General features: G+C 46.8%; 19 protein-coding genes. All 19 read right to left on the minus strand.

From position 1 onward, the window contains the following. Positions 1-20 precede the first annotated feature (20 nt). The 19 genes from FKV70_RS14125 to FKV70_RS14215 all read right to left on the minus strand — a co-directional run bounded on the left by FKV70_RS14125 (position 21) and on the right by FKV70_RS14215 (position 20399). Positions 21-2804 (minus strand): hypothetical protein, encoded by a 2784-nt coding sequence (locus tag FKV70_RS14125; RefSeq protein WP_244310744.1) that lies wholly within the window; start codon positions 2802-2804, stop codon positions 21-23. Positions 2805-2825: 21 nt separating this feature from the next. Beyond that, the gene (locus tag FKV70_RS14130; protein WP_142613238.1) at positions 2826-3218 is read right to left on the minus strand and encodes a DUF4280 domain-containing protein; all 393 of its coding nucleotides are present in this window, start codon (positions 3216-3218) and stop codon (positions 2826-2828) included. 14 nt (positions 3219-3232) lie between these two features. Next, positions 3233-3757, minus strand: coding sequence for a hypothetical protein (locus tag FKV70_RS14135; protein WP_064796815.1), 525 nt, complete (start codon positions 3755-3757; stop codon positions 3233-3235). Next, positions 3739-4386, minus strand: coding sequence for a hypothetical protein (locus tag FKV70_RS14140; protein WP_142613239.1), 648 nt, complete (start codon positions 4384-4386; stop codon positions 3739-3741). Before FKV70_RS14140 ends, FKV70_RS14135 begins: the two co-directional genes overlap by 19 nt. Continuing rightward, a complete protein-coding gene (locus FKV70_RS14145; RefSeq protein WP_142613240.1) occupies positions 4383-5795 on the minus strand; it encodes a phage baseplate assembly protein V in 1413 nt (470 codons plus the stop codon). The genes FKV70_RS14140 and FKV70_RS14145 overlap by 4 nt, the downstream gene beginning before the upstream one ends. Beyond that, entirely contained in the window at positions 5792-6391 is a 600-nt protein-coding gene (locus tag FKV70_RS14150) for a hypothetical protein (protein WP_142613241.1), read from the minus strand. Before FKV70_RS14150 ends, FKV70_RS14145 begins: the two co-directional genes overlap by 4 nt. Positions 6392-6416: 25 nt before the next feature. Continuing rightward, on the minus strand, positions 6417-7193 hold the full coding sequence (locus tag FKV70_RS14155) for a DNA and RNA helicase (RefSeq protein ID WP_142613242.1): 777 nt from the start codon (positions 7191-7193) through the stop codon (positions 6417-6419). A gap of 22 nt (positions 7194-7215) precedes the next feature. After that, positions 7216-7791 (minus strand): RDD family protein, encoded by a 576-nt coding sequence (locus tag FKV70_RS14160; protein WP_142613243.1) that lies wholly within the window; start codon positions 7789-7791, stop codon positions 7216-7218. 61 nt (positions 7792-7852) lie between these two features. Next, positions 7853-8365 carry an RDD family protein gene (locus FKV70_RS14165; protein WP_142613244.1) on the minus strand — a complete coding sequence of 171 codons (513 nt, stop codon included), beginning with the start codon at positions 8363-8365 and terminating at the stop codon, positions 7853-7855. A gap of 60 nt (positions 8366-8425) precedes the next feature. Beyond that, positions 8426-11077 carry an Hsp70 family protein gene (locus FKV70_RS14170; protein ID WP_142613245.1) on the minus strand — a complete coding sequence of 884 codons (2652 nt, stop codon included), beginning with the start codon at positions 11075-11077 and terminating at the stop codon, positions 8426-8428. 31 nt (positions 11078-11108) lie between these two features. Next, complete coding sequence (locus FKV70_RS14175) at positions 11109-11798, minus strand: iron-dependent peroxidase (protein WP_142613246.1); 690 nt, start codon at positions 11796-11798, stop codon at positions 11109-11111. Further along, positions 11795-13114 (minus strand): normocyte-binding protein, encoded by a 1320-nt coding sequence (locus FKV70_RS14180; RefSeq protein WP_142613247.1) that lies wholly within the window; start codon positions 13112-13114, stop codon positions 11795-11797. Before FKV70_RS14180 ends, FKV70_RS14175 begins: the two co-directional genes overlap by 4 nt. A gap of 48 nt (positions 13115-13162) precedes the next feature. Further along, positions 13163-15040, minus strand: coding sequence for a PP2C family protein-serine/threonine phosphatase (locus FKV70_RS14185; RefSeq protein WP_142613248.1), 1878 nt, complete (start codon positions 15038-15040; stop codon positions 13163-13165). A gap of 22 nt (positions 15041-15062) precedes the next feature. Next, entirely contained in the window at positions 15063-15893 is an 831-nt protein-coding gene (locus FKV70_RS14190; RefSeq protein ID WP_142613249.1) for a PP2C family protein-serine/threonine phosphatase, read from the minus strand. Positions 15894-15928: 35 nt separating this feature from the next. Next, a complete protein-coding gene (locus tag FKV70_RS14195; RefSeq protein WP_142613250.1) occupies positions 15929-16456 on the minus strand; it encodes an FHA domain-containing protein in 528 nt (175 codons plus the stop codon). 67 nt (positions 16457-16523) lie between these two features. Then, on the minus strand, positions 16524-17072 hold the full coding sequence (locus FKV70_RS14200) for an FHA domain-containing protein (RefSeq protein WP_142613251.1): 549 nt from the start codon (positions 17070-17072) through the stop codon (positions 16524-16526). 32 nt (positions 17073-17104) lie between these two features. Then, on the minus strand, positions 17105-17554 hold the full coding sequence (locus FKV70_RS14205) for a J domain-containing protein (RefSeq protein WP_142613252.1): 450 nt from the start codon (positions 17552-17554) through the stop codon (positions 17105-17107). 131 nt (positions 17555-17685) lie between these two features. Further along, a complete protein-coding gene (locus tag FKV70_RS14210) occupies positions 17686-18111 on the minus strand; it encodes a hypothetical protein (protein WP_007431573.1) in 426 nt (141 codons plus the stop codon). A gap of 119 nt (positions 18112-18230) precedes the next feature. Further along, on the minus strand, positions 18231-20399 hold the full coding sequence (locus tag FKV70_RS14215; RefSeq protein WP_142613315.1) for a transcriptional regulator: 2169 nt from the start codon (positions 20397-20399) through the stop codon (positions 18231-18233). Between the last annotated feature and the right edge of the window lie 370 nt (positions 20400-20769).

Below are 20769 nucleotides of genomic sequence, written 5' to 3' on the forward strand. Positions count from 1 at the left end.
CTCCTATTTATTCAAAAATATTATTCATGAAAATCATTAATGAAATCGAAAAATGTCTTCTGACAGTTTTTACATGGTGGTTTATATTTTCCTTTACCGTTAACAGTACTTATCAGTATATCTTCTATTTTTGAACCTGACCATAAAAGCTGATTGACCGCCTGAATTTCAGCACAATTCTCAACATGCCATAGCTCGAAACTTTCGTCGTCTTTGTACGGATTATTAGGGTCGTTTTTAGCTTTCTTCCTTGTCTCTTTTGCTATGTCAGCTAAGTCAGGATGCAGTTCCGTTACACTTGGATTGAATTGTCCTTCTCTAGCCCCGTTATAGCCAAATTTTATTTTAGTTTTTTTACTACCTACCGTTGTTATGTCTACTGCGGCACTTATTACGTCCGGTTTATATTTTCCGCCACCAAATCCATTTTCATCAAGAGGTTTTTTTATTCCACCGTCCTTAATGAACTGAATATGCTTGTCTAACTGCTCTCTAGCAAAATCTTTAGAATCCTCTATTAGCTTTTGCCTGCTAGCAGCATCACCAGCGCCCTCAACCTTTTTCGCTGCTTTTTCTTCCATTTCCTTCATGACCTTATTGTAATTCTTCTGGACATCCGTCTGCGGAAGTGGTCCGCTGTCTATCTTATTAACGTGCGGAACTGGCGCTCCGTTGGCCGTAGCTAACTTCCCGTGGCTAAGGCCGTCTGCCATTTTACTCAGTTGCTCATTAAATTTCTGACCCAGTTTACTACCAGCCTGCTCCAGCTTGTTTACAGCTTTGCCAAAGCCTGCCCCGACTGCATCTACACCCTTGCTAATCCATTGCGGTGTAACCTTACTGCCTACCTTTTCCGCGAATCCGCCGATAGCCTTGCCTACTTTGGAGTCCAGTAAGCCTACGGTGACAAAACCCAAGCCCGCATCTTTCGCTACTGAACCCCAGTTAATCTTTTCACCACTTAGCACCTGACTCGCCAGATTTTCTGCTGCATTTGTCACACCGCCGATCGCTGCTTTTCTTAGCAGTGTTCCTCCTACACCGAGTGGACCAAAAATCGCTCCAGACACTGCCCCGATCCCCGCTTCTCTTAAGCCGGTCAGGGCATAGTCACTAAAGTCACTCACTTCCCCTCGGGCAATATCTGATGCCGCCAAACTGGCTACACCCAAACCTCCCGCCAGCATCGCTCCTCCGGCTACAGCCGCAATGACTACCGTACCCGCTCCAAGCGTAGCTACTGTAACAGCCGCTACTACAGCCACAGCTGCCACGACCGCCAAACCGCCCAATATATTCATCCCCAGCTTTCCCCAGTTAAACGGTTCAGGGGGAGGCGGCGGTGGAGGGGGCTCTCCTTCTTTTGGTTCATCATCAAATGGAGGATACGCGGTTCGGTCGCTGCCATCAGCCCAGACGTTTCCTCCTAACACGTGGTATTCGTTCTCTACCGAAACCCCCGTGCTTCCTCCCGTCTGGTACGCCATGACCTGGCTCGTTCCATTAATAATGATTTTCTTAGGCGTATTTAGAATAATTTCCTGCTCTGCTTCTAACGTCAGCTTTTTGGGACTGGTAATTTCAATGCCAACAGCATCATCCAGACTCATCTGCAATGCCCCACCCGGATCACCTATGATATGGATGCGATCCGGTGCCAATTTCAGCTCACTACCATGCTCTGTACCAAAATATCGATCATTGGGATTACTCGTCTTAGCACAACTGTCACCATTTGTACGAACCGCACCCAAAATCATTGCTCTGGAACCAGATGCATCCGGAAAATACAGGCTCGCCTGTGTCCCTACCTTCGGCATGCTATACATCGCGCTTCCTGTCGGGGGAGCAAACGGGTACCAATGCGGCTCGGATACCCCATCGTCCTTATCAATCGCCAGCCGCAGCTTTACTTCCTCTCCCCGAACCGCGAGAACCTCTCCTTCCAGTGAAATCCCGATCATTTTGGGATTAGGGATGAAATCACTGCGTATACCCTCCGCACGAGCCAACACATAACTGAATAGCAAATGACCCCTTTCCATTCGACTCCACAATTCAGTTACAATCATCGTTTTCTGACGAAATTGCACTTCATCTCCAAGAGCATACCGCTCTCCGCTTTCAATCTGGTATTTGAAAAAGTCGGTATCATGTAGCCCGGCTGACGTCCCGCCTGCCCGCTGATAGCCCCTTAAATCTTTACTTGCCGTATAAGGCGTATCCTGCCGAATCGTTCGCTGTGTGCCAGCAGGCATTCCGAAATACAGCTTCGGCGATGCGGACTCCCATATGTCACTGACCACCACTGTATGTAAACGGCTTGCCATCCGTTTCATAAGCTCCCAATCGGTTTCATCATATTGTAAAATGGCTTCGTCTACCGACTGCTCTCCGGTCTGGTATAGGACATCACTTTGCTCATAGCCTTGAGCAAGCTTATTTATTAACTGTTTATATGTTTGTTTTTCTTCAGGGAAAGACCGCTTTCTTTTGACAATATCCAATTCAAACGAAGCGCTGATTCCTTCCAATGTAAATGTATATACTCCATTACAGTTCTCAACTTCCACTGTATGGACGATACCCTTAAACAAGCTGATTTCCTCTTGTCCATCCTGCGCATACACATGTAGCTGGTCCTCTGAGGTCGCATCCAGCGCAGCTGTGACATGGCTAGACTCCTTGCATATGCCTGTGAGTGTAATTCGCCCATGTTCACCAGGCTTCCACTCAATTCGAACATCCTGTAAGACCTGAATAGGGTAAGGCGAATCTATTCGAATCTGATCATATCCTATCATGTTTTCAAACCTCCCTTCCAGCTACTCCTCCTGCTGGCCATTCGTATGAAATTCGATAAATCCATGATATAAACAAGTCTGAAAAGAGGAGGTCGTCAAGGCTGGTAGCCCTCCCACCTTGGTCTGTTCTTTTGTATTTTTCCATGTATCCGTCAGCATCGGCAGACATGGCTTTCCTGAGATCGTAGAACCATCTTCTGCGATCAGGTATATAGTCTCGGTACTTGGTTGCTCCGAACTGCTGCAAATTCCAAAATGAGGGACGTTTTCTGGAGAATAGTCGCCTTCATTCATCATGGGTTTACCATTAACATATGCCCCGTGGCTGTTCGGCAAATTGATCTTCCGAGGATGAGTCCCACATGTACAACGCATACAGGCTCCCCGTACCACATAATACTCATTGCCTGACATGTTCTTATCCCTCCTTATTTCACCCGGACTTGTTCCAATGAGATCCCGGTAAAATCACGCCGCAATATGCTTTCCGCCACGTCTAGACGGACGACGATCAACGGGGCAGCACTCTCCTGAACTCTAAATATCTTGTGCCCTCGAATAGCATCTGCGTGTAATACCAGATTTCTAATCACATTTTGATTCACATTCCATTCGCTTTCCGGATGTACAGCTTTCAGCTGCGCTATAAAAGGAATATAGTAATTCTTCTGTATCTTCTGTTCGATCTGTGTAAGTATGGTTAATTTCAAGGGCAACTCCGGCATATAGGCTTGGATAAGGCGTTTTAAAGCATCTGAAAAGAGAGGAATAGGCCCTTCTAAATAATCAATAAAAATACTTTCTGCATCCGCCTTCACATGGAACATCAATGGTTTGACAATATCCTCGGGCCGTAAATCATACAGTTTCCAAGGATCAATCGTTTCTCTCACCTTGAGTAGCGCAGGAACATTGGTATACCGCACGTCCTGCTTTAAGAGGAAATAATCCATGAAGATCCCCCCTCTCGCTTCTCGGCTCCCCCATCACTTGTAAACCGGCATAATATTTTGCTATCATCGCGAAACTCTCCAGCAAATATCGTGCATACCTCAGCTTTCGGCATCCTTGCTAACGAAGGGGAAACAACAAAGACTGGCATCTGACTTTTTAAAAACTCAACAGTAAGCAGATGGTATTTGACCGCCTCAATTTGTTGAATTTGTTCAATGTCCATCGTAGTGATCTTACGAGCATAATTTGATTTAAGTTGTTCCAGTTTAGCCATGCGGTTGAACAAAGGCTGGAAAATAAAGCCTGCCGACCATTCGACAGCGCATTCAGCCTCATCCAGAAACCAATTCTCATCATAGGCATCAATACGGTAAATCGCTCTATTTTTCATAACACGGGTTCTGAGCAAAGAGATATAAATATATCGAATCTTCCCTTTTCGACCTTGTTCATGCTGTACGGTAGCAAGCTGGCATAACGACTCTAAAGCTGCTATAAGCTCATCTTCAATGGCTTGCTGGCGTGACAGAAAGTTGTTTTCAATAAGGGCCAAATCCTGTATCCATTCCGTGAATACGTGTTTTTCCAGTAAATCTTGCAATGCAGCATCCCGATCCATGAGCTTCATTCAATGTTCACCTTACCCCCGGTTAATCTCACATCGTCTATGATGTCGAGTTTGGCTCCAGATTGAATGAAACTTACGCCTTCTTTTCCCTCCATAATAATTTTTGTTCCACCCGTAATTTGGATATCTTCCTGAGCAGACAGGGTTATTTTTTTGTTACTGTTAATCTCGATCCCGCCTTCATCCGTCAGGCGCATGAGCATTTGTCCACTGTTGATAATTTCGACTGCACCTGGTTTGAAAACGACTTGTTTGCCGTATTTGGTGCTAATACTTTTGACCGCAGGATCACTTCTTTTAACAGGATCAGAGGAGGCAAGATCGACAGAACTAGCAGCAAAGGCATGCTGTTCGCGTTCATCTGGAAAGTACAGACGAATTTGATCCCCTACTTCCGGCATAACATACCAGCCGCTTCCATCAGGAGATGAATAGACAGTAGAATAGGGGAACCACATAGCCCCAGATGCAGTTGAGCCTTGGTCAATTTCCAGCTTGATTTTCACTTTTTCTTTGGAAATATCAATCACCTTGCCAAACAGAGAGGCTCCTGATAAATCATAGGCATAAACGGTTGGGCATTTTAACCCATGTGCATCCCGTAAAATGTAACGATTCACGATCAGATTTCCTTCGGTGACCGTCTCCGCCCTAGCTATGTAAAGCGTTCTTTTATGAAAAATAACAGAACTGCCAAGCTCTAGAATTTTGTTGCTGGTCACTTCGTAGCTCAAACTGTTAGACTCGCCATATTCCGGCAGTCCGTTACGAGACATAAGCTTATGCTCTTTCAAGTCTTTTTTTATGGAATAATTATGTTCGTTCAGCGGTTGAGGGGAACTAGAATGAGGGACACCAATCACATATTTTAATCCTTGTTGCATCGTAATTGGAATTAAGGCAGCATGCAGCCGAGAAGCAATTCGTTTGATAAAGGCCCAGTCTGTTTCATTGTATTGCACCAATAATTCACCGATCGCTGCGCCACGAGAAGCCTCATCTATCACTTCTGCATTAGTATATGAACTTGTAACATACGAAAATAGATTGTTATAGGATTCCGCTGTTTTTTGGAACGAACGACGTTTAGGGCGAATGTCCATCATTAAGGTTTCACTGCTAGCCTCAATCGTAAGCTCGCGTACTCCGTTTACAGCTTTTACAGCAATATTCGTCACGATTCCCTGGAAAAACCGAATCTCCTTACCTTCACTTTTTAAGAAGATTTCGATGTGTTCATCTTCATCTGCTTTCTCTACGTATCGATCCAGCTTGTCTTCCGAAACAATGCCACGTATGCAGAAGCTTACATGTTCGTTTAACTGTTTAATAAGATGAATACTTAATACACGCTGAAACTGATAAGGGGCCACCTGAACATCTGCTGTGGTGTAAATGGGGTTACTCATTCATTTCCCTCCTTTTCTGCCTCGTCAACCGTTTGAATGGTACGAATCATCTGCAAGGCAACATCTCGCCATTCAGCATACTGCTTATACGGACAACAAAATGTTCCCATGACCGTCTGTCCTTCCAGCTCAAAGTAGAACATATTGTGGTATATGGGCTGGTCCAGCGCAGGACTTTTAAAGTCAAAGTAGCCAATTTGCTTTCCATGAATCTCTTCCACATTTTCTTCATAAAACACATGGGCTGGATTCATATTTTTCATCATTGCCTTCATTCCTGAAGTGAGTTGTTTCACCCATTCATCTTGTAATGTCTGATCCACCCGATTGAGCGTAACATCCACACTTCCCAAATCATTTGTCAAAATTATTTCTGGACGTTGCTCATGAGGATATTTAATCTTTTGTAAATGCTTGGGCATAGGAGTAAAGTTAGAGGGGACATGCATTTTTAGCCGGTCGCTAAAGAAAGATCGCTCTTCAAACCTATAGGATTGACCGTCAATGATTAGGGGACATGCTAAAATATCGCTAGGCCTCTTCAGCTTCTCCATCTCGTGGAGCAGATCCAAAATTTTCTCATCCTCGTATTTCATAACGCACACTCCTCTACCTAATTTTCTAATCCACAATCATCCGTCCGGCTCCGCCGCCCTGCCAACGGCCTGCTGCTCGTTTTCCACGTCCGGCGCCTTCTAAAATTAGGACTAACTGTCTATGCAACTGAGCATGAGAATACTCTCTGTATTCCGTAGCGTTTCGGTTTGCAATATAATGCTGAATGGATTCCCTGCCTACAACTTCCGAGTTTAGGCACATCAACGCAAACATACAATCCATCGGATCTGTTGCACCACTTTTAAGCAGCTCGGATGCGAAATAGCGTATCGTTTCCGGTCGCAATGTACTCTGCTTCAGGCCTGCAAAGGGGGCATGGATATCACTCCATGTATTGAATTCTGTAGCCATGTCGGCAAAATCCTGATACTTCGAGCGAAGCACGGCACCGTCTTTAAGTTTGAATCGGCCGAGCTCCAATTCATCCAGACTGAATTCTGCCTCTTCCTCCAGCACGATATCTGCATGGTGAGCGACGAAATCCGGACGATCTGTTGGCTCTAAAAAGTGCAGCTTCAACACCGACAGCCTTCCCGTGGCTGCATACGGCACTTCGTACTCCTGCTCCAGCAGGTACAATTTATCGTTGTGCTTCACAATGCCTCTGCCTACGGTCAGCGTGTGCTCCCCGACAGTTACGTTCATCCCTGTAATGATGCCATCCGAATAATCCTGATACCGGATATCCAGAAAACTACGGGGGTAGTCCCGCAGGTTTTCCAGCATCTCGGTTTTGAGAATACGACCTTTTTCAAACTTCGGAACGATATGCGTTAACAAGGTACTCTCCTCCTTTCTTTCTCTAATCTTCTTTATTCAGGGGAACAGATAGCCGATTCACACCGGGCGCGGGAGGCGGTACCGTTACCTCCGGAATCTGTGAGTTAAGCTTTTTGCACTCTGAGTAATAGAGCCATTTTTTGTTTACCACATAGGAACAAGCGATTTTGTCATGCAGTGCCTGCTTTTTAGCCGTGAAGGCCACCATAATGTAACCGGCAAGAATAGTGACTAAGCTGACGATTTTACTCCAGTAGCGGGCGTTGGCCCGACCAAAAGATATTTTTTTATTATTTTCATCTACAATAACAATCCCTGCAGCCAGCTTACCTACCGTTCCTCTGCAATTTGATGATTCCATGATCGTATGGTATAGCCAATCCAATAGAAGAGGGCCAAAAAGAGTAATAGCTCCCACAATTCTCAACGATTCATCGTCTATGAGTGAACCATGCTCCAAAAACTTTGGCACTTTTAAGAAGGCAGATACAAATCCTATCGCTACAAATAGCAATGTAGAAAATAAACGAATAATCACAAATAAAATGGTATAATCTAGCAAAGTGGCGAAAAACCTTTTCCAAAAACCAGCGTACATCCTGCTGCTCCCCCTGATTGAAAACTACAGTTCATCGTAACCTTTGAATCTGTTGATATCCTTACATCCCGGCTGCACGTTGCTCCTGCTCGCGAAGTATATAATTCAGCTCGCGTTTATCCAAAACATAGGTGCGGGCGATTAGATCGTGAAGGGCCTGTTTTCTCGCCGTAAAGCCTGCCATGATAAAGCCGACGAACAAAATGATGAACGATAAAAGCTTACTCCAGTAGCGTGCACTTGCCCGTGCAAAGCTAAGCTTGTGGTTAAACTCATCGAGCACAACAATGCCGAGGGCCAGTTTGCCCACTGTGGCTTTGCATTTGGACGATTCCATGAGCGCATAATACAGCCATATAACTCCCCAGTTCAGCAATGTCCGTCCGACCGTTTTCATTGTCAAAATAAAATTCGCTCCATCTGACAGCAAAGAGGTTTCTGCGGGGGATGGTATCCAATCTCCCAAAGCCCGAATCACAATCCAGATCAAGCCAATGATGAAAAATACAAATCCTAAAAGAATGCTATCAATGATATAAGCTAAGGTTCGTTTCCAAAAACCTGCATACAGCACGTTATTCCCTCCAAGCGTTGTGTATATTTCTGATTCGGCATTTTGCAAAATCTTAATTTCCTACTTAGTACCATCAAAGAAATCCAGCTCGGAGAGATCATTTTCGAAGGCAAAAAAGCGCTTGGGACCCAGATACAGCAATTCATCACGGCGGGTAATCGGCACTACATAAAAACCCCAACGGCTATCCCCGACAAAAACAAAATATTTCGTCTCCTCATTGCGAATGGAGTCCGTATCATCCTGTGGGATATCCTGCCCGTACAGCCCAGCAATTTCCTCATACGGCATGGGTTCAAAAGCATCTGGCCGACTGCGGTACACATGACGCTGACGCAACTTGCCGCCGTTGGCCGTTAGAAAGAATTCCACTTCGGCTGCTTGAGACGGCCGGGAAATCGAACCGCGTACCCGATTGCTTTCCAAACTCGCAATCAGCTCCTTCTCCCGTCCCGTATGTGTCCATGCGCTGACTGTATACGGAATAGATGGAATATGATTGGTAATGACAGGCTCAATCGTCCCCATTTTTTTCGCGTTCAGATAGCGGATAGCCCCGCGCAGACAGGCCATTTTCAACTCAGGTACCCGGCTCAGGTCTTCTGCCTTTTGTCGGAACTCAATACTGCGCCCTGGCACAAATTCCTTGAGTGCTTCGCGGAACACGTCTATCCGGCAGGACTGTCCGGTCAGTTTGATAATCGAATAATCCTGCAAGCGTCCCTCCAAATAAAAGTCATCCAAAAACTTGCGCACAATATTATAGATATCTGCCTTAAGAAGCTGCTGTATTTCCCGAATGTTAAACACCACGTCAGGCAAGCCATATTCATCACGGAACCGTCCGTTCTCGATGACTGAGACCAGCCAACGATCCATGACTGCAATGTTCAGGTCGCTTTCAGCGGATAATACCTGCTCGGATTCGAAGCGGCTGCGCAAGATCCCTGTACGTAGAAAAAATTCCTTTTTCATATTTTCTGCTGCACTCCACAACAGTTGAAAATTGCTCAGCACCCGCTGATATTCATCCCGTGTAGCATGCTCATACCGTTTGTACGCGGTAGGCAAAATCGCCTCTGCCTCACGGTAGCGTTCCTCCAACCCTGCATAGACAGCATCTACACCAAACTCATCCACATGACGGTACAAATCTCCCGAAGGAATGCCGATCAGGGCATCAATATCCGTGTCAGGCAAACGCGTCTCGGCAGCATAATACCCTGCAAATACAATTTTCATAAACTGCATAATCCGATACGTCAGATTGTTGCCGCCAAAATTGGTATCCCCGTTTTCATACGTTGTGTGAATATCCAGCTTGTAGGCAATCCGTCCGTCTTCAATCCGGAAGCGACAGGAAGACAAATCTGTAGTCCCTCCACCACAGTCAATGACAAGTGCCTGGTACTCCTCACCATCAGCGAAAGTTCCTCGTTCCATCTGGTCTGCCAGCGTGTTGTACAGTACGGCCAGCCCTTCGTCCAGCGCATCCTCCGCTTCAATCCGGTAATCAGGCAAAATATCGCTAAACATTTCAATAAATTGGGGCTGCAGCTTGACCGGAGCAGAAAAGTGAAGGTTGCGAAATCGACACTTAAATTGCTGCTCCGCAGTAGCAATCACATAACGGATAAACGCCGCCAGAATATCGCTGCGGGAAGCGGTTGCTGTATTCCCCTCAGAATCCATTAACTCTTCGATTCGCTTATAGTCATTGACCCAACGCTTGATCCCGCGCAATACCGTGGCACGGCTGCCTGCCACATCGCTTCCACGTAGTGCCTCTTCCCCAAAACCATAAACGATATGCTCAGGATTGGAGCAGTCCGCGACGCGAATGGCGGTCGGCAACACTTCGATCCATTCGCCTTCCGTACCCTCCGGTCCGGGGAATGATACATAATTAATGGCGTTCAACCTTACCGTGCTGCTCAAGCCTGTATCAGGAGCCGTAACGTAGGAACTGTCCAAATAAGCACCTGCCGTGGTGTTCGAGGTACCAAAATCAATCGCCAGTACCGCATCGGTTGTTTCCGTGCCCCGAATAATCAGTTCGGCCACCGGAATGCGGTGAACTTGAAGCTTCAGCGGCAGCATCGGCTTATCTCCATAGTAGAGGTTATAAAAGTATTCTGATTCCTGTCTTCGTAGAAACAGCAGGCTATAACTATGATTGGATGTCTCTCGCAGTTCAGCATCGCGATGACGAGAAAGATAATATACGCCTGCTCGCCCCTCATCCTTCACCAAATTCAAAACACCGCACAGTTCTCCTGTCGCATTTACCAGCAGCACATTAGAAGAGCTCAGCCACGGCAAATCGGACTCGATCCGGTAGTTGTCCATGCGACCTGTGCGCACTCCCTGATACAACGTGATTTTGGCGGGAACCCGGATACCACCGCTTTCCTGCCGGCGGTCATTCCAGTTGCGTTGTAGTGCCGATTCCATACGTTCAAAACCGCCAGGATTCGGCCTTGTGATGAGTAGATGCTCCTCTGCGCTTCGAAATCGCAAAATCACACGAATTAATTCTTCACGTGCCAGACGATTCGCAAAGCCCTCGACCAGTCGCTCCTTATCACATATCCCGCGCAACTGAAAGGTCGTCATTTGCTCCAATTCCGCCCGCGTGTATTTCGTCATACTGCGGACGCTTTTTCGATCGGTGAGCGGGTCTAGCAACCTGTATGTATAGGGTCCGTTCATCGTTCACATATCCTTTCTTAGCCATTCAGCCTTAATAGAGGGCGATAGCGTCTATTTTCATCGTAGGATCTTCCTCCAAAATGCCAAAATGGCTTGTCCAATACAATTCCGTCGTAAATCGTGCCGGGAGAAACAAATCCAGAATCAAATCCACCTTGATTCGCGACAGCGTCGTCTCCTCCTGGCCGATATATATGAGCAGTTCGTCTTTTTCCTCACAGTTAGTGTAAATGATCGAGCGATGGAAAACGCGGCGCAACGTTTGTTTTAGCAGATGCACGGCCTCCCCTGTTTCATAGAGACGCAGCAGTCCTTCCCCAATCGCATCCCGATCCTCACGGTTTAATTGGCCAAAGCCTTCTTTTACCTTCGGCCCAAAGATACCGTCCGCAATATCACGCTGAACAAACCTTATATGATACTCTCGTCGATTCATCCCTTGATACAAATCGATTTCCGCCAAAAAATGAATCATGATATCAAATAACGATTCTCTCAGTTCCAGACACTCTGCTGCATCCGGTGGAAACAAATCCCGAAAAATAGAATAAAAGCGGTAGTATGGATTAATCTCTACTACCTGCTCCAAATGGGACGTATTCAACTCTGCCAAACTAAGCTCCATATACGGGGAGTAGCTGACAGCGGGTACAAAGCGGAATTTATCTACATCCAGTCCCTGTTCCCTCGCCCGCATGAGCAAATCCCAGACGTAATTCACACCCATTCTCCTTCACACTTGTACTCGGGAAAATACATTTGCACTTCCGATACTAGAAAGCTCATTAAATCGGATAACATGTAAGCAGGTGCGAGGGGCAAAACATCCTCCGTGCCACGTCTAAACCCCAAACGCATGATCTGCTTGCCATCTTCTGTGCGTACATTATCGCTGACAAATGGATTAAGTGGGTAGGTCTGGGTTTGGGTTACAAGGTTGCTTATATCATTTCTTCCTGCGCCTCCCCAGATGTTCACACACTCCAGTTCAAGCCCCTGTGCCGCTTCAAACGAATTGACGATGCGTGTGATCTCTGCTTTGGCACGGACAATCACGGCCTGTTTCCCTGCATAGCGGCCCAAAAAGCTGTCCTGCCGCCGATTGGACAATACCGGGTAAGTCTGACGACTAAGTTTTGTGGTCATTGGTTTCGTAACCTTCAGCACATTCCATTCGCCAGATTTATCACGTGGCGTAACAATCGTCATTTCTTCTTCTGTCCGCTTGATATAGCGAATATCGCTTTCAGTCCCGTCAACCAGGTAGCCATGCTCTGGTCCTGTTTTACGCAAAGGCAGCACATGCTCATAGTTCACACGATCCATAGCGGGTATAGGAAAACCGCTGTTCTTTAGAGCCAGCCTTTCAATGTTCCACAGCGGAAAAACATCGGCTTTCTTAAAATTGTCGAATTCCTCCAACGAAATCGTAATTTCATGAATTTCCTCATGGGCAGCCAGCTCGCCGTCCCCACCAATCAATACACAATCCACAAATTTATAAGCGTATGGGTGATTAATCGTTTTCCACGGCATGCCGTTTTGCATAAACGTATGATATAACTGCTCAATCTCCAAAATATAAGAGCGGTTATGCTCCAGACGAAAACGAATCGGATAGTGTCCGGTTTCCGTGACCAGCATTCCTGAGAAAATTCGTTTACTGCGTACCAGTGCCGAGATTCGTTCGGTCTCCATCTCAAGAAAAAGCGTAAAGAGCGGCATCTCCCCGCCCTCGCGAACCACTTCTGCCACCTGACTGATGTCTACCTGTTTTTCTTCTGCATCAGAAGGCAACACAGGATATAAAAATTCATGAATCGGGTCATAGTCCTCACGTGAAGTCAATGACACATACACATCAAACTTTTCTTCCGTATTCTCAATTTCCTCAAATACCCGCCGTTCTAGCTGGCGGGTCATTTCTTCCTGATATTCAACGAGGTTCATAAATACCCCGGCCATCATGTTTTTCAGCAAACGTCTCTGCTCTAAATCGTCCATCTTGCTCAAACGGTCCTGTACCAGCTCTTTCACGACGTCTCACTCCTTTCCGGCTCCAGCATTCATTGAACATTAAAAACTTTATTTCCCGTCAGCCGCAGGCCGATCCTGACTTGGTGGATCAGATTCCCCGGCTGCTTTAGCAGCGGAATCAGCAGTTCCTTGCTCTTTGCTGGTGTCCGCCTTGGTCGAAGAGGCGTTGCCATTTCCCGTACCACTGCCCTTTGCAGCCGGAGAAGCTTCCTTTTTAGCGGGCGTCGTACCCGCTGAAGCTGTCGGCGCAGCCTTCGTTTGCGATGCTGTGGCCGGGGTTGCCGCAGCGGAAGATGGAGCTACATTCGCCGCGCCCCCTGCGTCCATTTCATTCATCGCTCCGTCAGACAATCCCAACCCAGCAGGAAGCTGACCATTTTTCTGCTGCTCTGCGCTCTGCTTTTCCTCCGCTTTGGCTATGCTCCGCTCCATTGCCAGAACGCTTTCGAGCTTATCAATCTCCTGATAAATCTCCTGGGCTCCGCTATAGGCGTCAATGGCTCCTTCATAATCGAGATCCTTCATCATCCGATCCCCTTTGGCCTGAAGCTTGCCAGCTTGAATCTCCTTGAGCTGCTGCTGGATGGATGTTAATTTGTCGTTGGTCTCGGTTATTTTCTTTTCCAGCTCTTTTTGTGCGGACGTATAACCAGATTCCATCGCTGCCTTGTTTGCTTTTTTGTACAGCTTAAGCGCATTGGTATAATCGCCACCCTGGAATTTTAAATCTCCGTCCTTCATCCAACTCGCGGTCTCAGCATAGCTGTCCAGTTGGTCGATTTTATGCTCAATGTCCTTCACATTAAACGGTGGATATAGCCCGGCACTTTTCCGTGCTTTCTCGTAGCTGGCTTCAGCTTTGGTAAAGTCCGCCTTTTCCACATAGCCGTCTCCATCAACCATCAATTGAGATACTTTCTGCTCAGCTGTATACAGTCGCTTGTGAATTTTATCGTTAATCTTAATCGCCGCATTTTTCGCTTCACTGTAGGATTTGAGCGCTTTCGCATAATCCCCCGTCCTTGCGTAATCATCTGCAGCCTGGGCTGACTCGATCATCGCTTCCAGCGCAGCCGCCTTATTCGCAGCCATACGTGCCAGTGTAATCCATGCTCCCGTGCCCATCACAATAAAAACAAGCAATGCAATCAGAATTCGTTTGATCAGCTTGCGGCGATTTTTAGGCTTTTCCTGAAACACTTTATTGACATAAATAGCGGCAGCTGTGTAATTATTCACCGTCCGGCGCTGCTTGCTCAGCAGAACCTCTTCCAATGTATCCGTCAGCATGACCGGGTCCTTCGCTTCCTCCAGCGCACCCAGCATTTCCGCCAGCTCAACGTCCTCCCACATCCCAGATGTTGCAAGCAGCAGGACATCGCCATCTGCAAGCTGTGTCTTTTTGGCATAATGGGCATGAACCCCATTCGGATTTCCCAGGTATTCCAGCAGATTGCCTCGTTCCTCATGTGTACTGGTCGCTTCATCTGGAATACGTCCATCATCTGCCAGTGATTGAGCCAGGCTATGGTCCTTACTGCGAAAGTTAAGTCTTCCATTGCGAAAATGATATAGCCGCACATTACCGCACGAAACGTACACCATTTTGTTGTAGTTGGTTACGACCATCAGCAAACTGGCCTTGAGCCGAACGCGACGACTTTCAAATTGCAACCATTCCTGCGCTTCACGCAGATCTCTCATCAAGCGCCGTTTGGACATGGTGGGCTTCTCCATGAAGTTTTCCAGCACCGTTTTGACAGCCATTTCTGCGCTGCGCAGCTCTTGATCCGAATCCAGACCGTCTGCGAGGACATAACAGGCCATGTCGTCCGTCTCCATGAATGCAAAATAGTCCCGGTTGTCTATGTAAGAGCCCGCTTCCGACACAAAGGCGGTACTAAAATCGCTGTTGTCCTTGCGCATCGCTATCCCCGTCTTTCTTGTTTCATCCTATCGCCAAAATAAGTACTGTCGCATTATCCTGACTTTTATAGCCTTTATCATTAATAGCGTCGATCATGGCATCCGCCGCTTCCTGCGGTGTTCCACCCCTGCGCATGATCTCTTCCATTTCAATCTCCGTTAGCGCCTCCTGAATACCGTCACTACACAGCAGCACATGATCACCGGAATACAGACGAATGGGTGCAGTCCCTAGTTCCATGCTCTCAAAGCCTTCATAGCCCAAGTAGTTGACCAGCTGATTCCGTACAGGACTCGTTTTGGCCTCCTCCGAAGTCATTTGTCCAGCAAGCACTCGCTCCTCCAGCAGTGTTTCCGCTGTATGCTTGGAATTGACTGTCTGAAAATGACCATTGCGGTAAATGGTAATCAGGCTGTCGCCCACCGCTCCGTAATACAGCTGATAGCCGCACACAATGACCGCCGCCAGCGTCGTTCCTCCGCCCTGCCCGTTTAAATTTTGCAAAATGCCGCGATTGCTTTGAGTTGCCGCCTCGGCAAAATATCTGTTCAAATTCGTTGCATCATCCAGCTTGGCAAACGCCTTCGTAAAAGTCGTCACAGCCAAGGTACTGGACATGCGTCCATTGGCCAGCCCGCTGATCCCATCTGCGACAACAGCCAGCGTACCGACAGGGGTGGTCATACTGGAAAAATAATCATCCTGCTCACTTCGACTCCCGATCGTTTGACCATTTCCGATCTCAATTCCACTCATGGTACGGCTGCCAGAACTTCGCGTCAGTCGTATACGGATGATGAGAAGAACGGCGAATAGCACCGCAGCTCCACATACAACAAAATAAGGCTGCATATCGTTACCTCCCTGCACCATTGCCTACTTCCGTTCTAGTTTTCGTTATCCCACTCAAAATGAGCACCACACAGCGGAATAAAAATAAATTTGCTGCGCCCAAGCTGAATCACATCATAAGCAGCCAGCTCCACTGGTGAATATACCGCCTCGTTATTGTGATACGCCAAGCCTGACGAATCGCCTGGCAGCAGGTAAAAGTTGCGTTTCTTCGGATCATACACAATGACCGCATGATTTCTGCGGGAAATTGTGTTGTCTCCGATAATACGAACATGCATTTCCTCAGCGCGCCCGATAAAGTTTTTTTCCGCCATAATGCGATAGTCCTGACCCACCTGTGCGCCTTCGATGCATACCAGCCACCCGGTTACCGGATGAATCCCCACCGTCTCGCCTAGATATGGCATGGTTTTGTCATCGTCTCCTGCCACATTTGTTTTCGCTGCTGGTTCGGCGTTCTTGGGTGCGGCTATATTTACTACTGTATTGCAATAGGGACACGCATTTCCGTGCTTTCGTGTACTAAACATGTGTCCGTTCGGGCATCTTGTCAAACTCATAGTCGTTTCCTTCCCCCATTGTCATGATTGTCTTCACAGCGATCTAAGGATGTCGCAACTTCTTCATCTATTTAACGAGCAGTCTGGTATTGGCAATATATAATAAATCACCTGAGTAAATTCGGTAAGGCTCGCCACTTTCCAGCCTCTTGGTGACACTTTCGTTTGCAGACCGTAACCCGGTCCCATTGCCGGAATCCACATCCTCCACAAACCAGTCGCTGTTTACCCGGTTGAGTACCGCATGCTCCATACTTACCAAGGAGGCATAATCTGTACCTGCTAAATCAATATCCGCCTCAGAGCGCGATGTTGTTTTGCCGATTAACAGCGACGTTTCGCCTTCGATATACCATTCTTTAATGGACTCACCTTCTTCATCAATCAACACCAGCTTGGCAATCCGTTTACGCTCTGTCTTGGGCTTGGGCACAGGTACAACGGACACCAGATTGCGCAGTATGTATACAAGCACGCTGATTCCAATACCGATCGCGACCACGGTCTTCAAACCGCTGTAGCCTGTACGATTAAACACATAAAAGGCGATCGCCAGCATCAGCCCGAACATGGCAACATCTATGATGAAAACCCATCTGCTCTGTGCCTTTTTCACTGCTTGCTTCCCCCGTTTCTATCCTGAAATCATCACTTCTTACGAATACCAAAAAATTGGTTGAACATCGCCGAGGTATCCGTCGGATCACCGGATTTTTTCGTTTTCTTCCCTGGTGAGCCCTCCTTGGTTTTCGGATGAAAGCCGAAAAATTGCTCAAAATCAGTGCCAATGTCAGCCGGATTGAATCCTTTAGTCGTCTTGCGCGTACCGCCAGAAGGTGCTGCCCCTCTCGCTCTCTCCTGCCGTTCTCCGCTAGTCCCCGTTGCTTTTCGGATGAGCTCAGCATCGTATGCCTGCCGCAATGCTTCGTCACGCAAGGTATTGTAAGCCTCGTGAATCAGCTTGAACTTGCGCGTTGCTTCCTCGCTTCCCTGGTTCGTATCTGGATGATACTGTTTGGCCAGTTTACGATAAGCCTTCTTAATCTCTGCCTCCGAAGCATCCCGGCCGACACCGAGCAGCTCATAGTAGTTGGTCATTGTGTGATGTTCCCCTCTCCGAAAAAATAAATATTAAGAGACCCGTAGGCCTCTTAATATTTATCCACCCTGCACTTGTGTGCCGGGTGAGTGTGTGTGTTTAAGCTGCGCTTAACGTTAAGACGTTAAGCTTAAACTGGATAACCGCCGTCGATAGTAGCCAACTCGGTTTTGTCTTTCTTTTGTTTGATGTAGAGTGTAAATGCACCTACACCTTCTGTGTCGCCGAAGTGTTCATTGTAGTCTACAACGAACGCATTCGGGAAGTAGATTTTACGAACCACTTGGTCCGCTGCGATAACTTCCAGTGTTACTTTACGGTAGCTGTCTGCTTTTTCAGCAGGGACCAGAGACCACAAAGCCAGTTTCAGCGTGTCATCTGCGCTGTCACCATCTACTGCTGTGATGATTTTACCGCTGATGCGCAGCGTGGAGCCTACGTCAGTGGAGCGTGCATTGGAATCGTCCGGTGTATCGGTGTCATAAATAACCGTTTGGATGTTATCCAAGCCCAGCTCGATTGTTTCTTGTCCTTCTACTTTCAATCTGAATCCCATGTGTGTTGCCTCCTTGAAATTAGGTAATATAATGGCGGAAGAAGCAGAGCTTCTTCGCGATTTATGTATAAAGGCGGTCCTGGATAGAAACGCCTCTAACATCTTTCGTAGTGCTCGGATCATGATTTGACCGAACTGGTTCCCTTAGTGATCATGACTTCCAGGTTCTTCACATTGCCATTGAAGACCAGATCGATATGACACATATTGCTTTTCTCATCAATAATGAAGCTCATATCGTCTCCGTCCTGAATGATCGAGTTCACAGATCCTCTGCTGCTCAGCCACTTGCTCTTCTGGCTGCTCGGATTGTTACTGAAGAAGCGGACGATATTCTCGTGCTTGAAGTCTCCTGTTTGGTAGCGCAAAATACGCTCAATGTACGTGCTGACCAGCGTCTTGTAGATGGAGTCAAAGCCATCCTCAGACATCGCCATGCTTCTCGCCTTGTAGACGGTAATCCGGCGGATATCCTTTTCCTGAATCTGTGCATTCTCGGATGAGAATACAAAGCCAAAGTTTTTACGGTTGATGGCATCCTTGATCGTGTTGGTGAAGCCGGTGATTTCCTTGGCCATCGTTGTTACCGTGCGCAGACTGTTGTCTCCCGCTTCGATGTCAAAGCGTACGCCAGGGAAGTTTTTATTGACCGTCTTGAACGTTTCACGCAGGTATTCAGGACACTGATAGGCAGCGACCAAGCCAGCGGCCACGTAGGCAGCGCCCACATATACGCCCTCGATCCACAGCTTGAGAATATCTTCTTTCTCCTTGGAAAGCTGCACACCGTCTTCGGTCTGTAGCATTTTGCTATCAATAATGACACCCGATTTATCCTTCGGAATAATCGTAAAGTTTGGTACACAAGGAATCGCAAATTCACTGTATTCTCTGCGTACAAGGCTTGCACATTTATCGACATATTTGTCGATGCCTGCTGTCGCCATACTGTTGAAGGTCGTCTCTTCACCGGATTCAAAGTTAAAGAACATTTGAATTTTGTAATCCTTCACGACCTGCAGCAGCATCGAGAGCGATTCCATTGAATTTCCGCCTTGCTTCACGACTTTCTCGTTGCCCTTAAAGCGTTCACGAGACACCTTCACCTTACCAGCTGCTTCCAGCTCAATCGATGGAACGATCCCGAACCAAATGGTGTCGCTGAATTCATTTTTGGCATTTACCGTGTTCAGGTAGGTTTCCAAGCGCGGGATATTGCTGCTTTTCACCAGCATGTCCAGCTTGTTATTCGCCACCAGCATTGTTGGCAGCATTCCTTTGCTCTTCGTCGCATATTGGTCAAAGAACATTTTGACACCGAGGATTTTTTCTACCAGCGGCTTAACCGCCTTCACGAAATCATCCTTGGCATTTTTATAGAACTCCAGATACGTGTTGTAGTTCTGAACTTCAACCGCTGTGTCAACCTTGGTCTGAACGGCTGGAAGTGGCACAAACGTGCGAACCACCAAGTCCTTCACATAATCAGAAGGCGTATCTGTGATAGAGTTGTAATCTTCTTCGAATACTTGAGAGAGATCACCAGTGCTGTTCTCATCCAACAGCATCAGCTCAGTACTTTCGCTCTTCGGCGCTTCAATAATTTTCAGTTCGCCGCTTTCCCCAATGGAGAGCATACCCACCTGGATCAACTCACCCGCATTTTCCTCTTGGGCGCCCCCGAGCAGAAGTCGGGTTTTGATGTCCTCAATGGCCAGCGGCAGCATAGCCATGACGTTGTTATAGTTCTGGCTGGCTTCCTCGAACATGGCATTCAGCTTGTCACCCATGTCGAGTTTCTTTGGATCGCCATCATCCAGCTTGTCGTATTCACCGTACATATAGTGAATTTCTTTGCGGACTTGACGAATATCGTCCATAACCTTTTTCGGTGAGATCATATCCAGCAGATTTTCAAATTTGAAATCTACATTGGTAATTCCCTGACTGCGTTTGGTATCGATGAGCGTAAACAACATTTTCAGAAAATCATTACTTTGGTTTATACGAATCTCTGAAATGCTGTCCTCATCAATCCCCTCAGGCTTTTTAAGGGTGTAGACAACTTTTTGATTGGCCGCGTTAAAAAACGAATACACGGTCGGTGAAAACTTATCCAGAAATTCATCAAAGCTGCGCACCAGAAGGTGCTGATTAATTTCCTTGATCTTCTCATCACTCAAGCTGTCGATACCCTTCACATCACCTACAATGGTGATCAGGTCCAGCTTTTCCGGGTTAATCTCTTCAAAAAGCATAGTCCGGTTGGTTTGATAAATGATTTCCATCGCTGTCGGCAAATGAATAAAGTATGAGTTATAGGTCCATTGCTCCAGATACGGACATGGAATGTCCAATTTGAAACAGACGAATACCCATTTTTAGTTCTTTTGCCTCCTCCCCCCTACTTAACATTTAAATTCGCCAAAGGATTGAGCTTATACCACATTTACGGTACAGGCATGTAACCTCAAAAATCGTTCCGAAGTGTCATTCGGCTTTTAACGGCAGGCATATAAACGAGATATAATTTCAAAATCAAAAGTCAGATAACACAGAAATTTCAAATTTATGATTTCGTATTCCTAACTTCAATCCCAATTTTTGCCGTTGATACGAAAGCTATCATACAAAGCACCCTTCAGTTTTGTCAATTTC

It is taken from the genome of Paenibacillus ottowii (genome assembly GCF_006874425.1).
GTDB lineage: Bacteria > Bacillota > Bacilli > Paenibacillales > Paenibacillaceae > Paenibacillus > Paenibacillus ottowii.

Bases quoted from the DNA above. Each gene is read 5' to 3' on its own strand.
- FKV70_RS14135 (WP_064796815.1), bottom strand. From the start codon at position 3,757: ATGGATTATTTCCTCTTAAAGCAGGACGTGCGGTATACCAATGTTCCT.
- FKV70_RS14210 (WP_007431573.1), bottom strand. From the start codon at position 18,111: ATGGGATTCAGATTGAAAGTAGAAGGACAAGAAACAATCGAGCTGGGC.
- FKV70_RS14215 (WP_142613315.1), bottom strand. From the start codon at position 20,399: ATGGAAATCATTTATCAAACCAACCGGACTATGCTTTTTGAAGAGATT.
- FKV70_RS14205 (WP_142613252.1), bottom strand. From the start codon at position 17,554: ATGACCAACTACTATGAGCTGCTCGGTGTCGGCCGGGATGCTTCGGAG.
- FKV70_RS14130 (WP_142613238.1), bottom strand. From the start codon at position 3,218: ATGTCAGGCAATGAGTATTATGTGGTACGGGGAGCCTGTATGCGTTGT.
- FKV70_RS14195 (WP_142613250.1), bottom strand. From the start codon at position 16,456: ATGAGTTTGACAAGATGCCCGAACGGACACATGTTTAGTACACGAAAG.
- FKV70_RS14125 (WP_244310744.1), bottom strand. From the start codon at position 2,804: ATGATAGGATATGATCAGATTCGAATAGATTCGCCTTACCCTATTCAG.
- FKV70_RS14150 (WP_142613241.1), bottom strand. From the start codon at position 6,391: ATGAAATACGAGGATGAGAAAATTTTGGATCTGCTCCACGAGATGGAG.
- FKV70_RS14170 (WP_142613245.1), bottom strand. From the start codon at position 11,077: ATGAACGGACCCTATACATACAGGTTGCTAGACCCGCTCACCGATCGA.
- FKV70_RS14145 (WP_142613240.1), bottom strand. From the start codon at position 5,795: ATGAGTAACCCCATTTACACCACAGCAGATGTTCAGGTGGCCCCTTAT.
- FKV70_RS14190 (WP_142613249.1), bottom strand. From the start codon at position 15,893: ATGCAGCCTTATTTTGTTGTATGTGGAGCTGCGGTGCTATTCGCCGTT.
- FKV70_RS14185 (WP_142613248.1), bottom strand. From the start codon at position 15,040: ATGCGCAAGGACAACAGCGATTTTAGTACCGCCTTTGTGTCGGAAGCG.
- FKV70_RS14160 (WP_142613243.1), bottom strand. From the start codon at position 7,791: ATGTACGCTGGTTTTTGGAAAAGGTTTTTCGCCACTTTGCTAGATTAT.
- FKV70_RS14140 (WP_142613239.1), bottom strand. From the start codon at position 4,386: ATGAAGCTCATGGATCGGGATGCTGCATTGCAAGATTTACTGGAAAAA.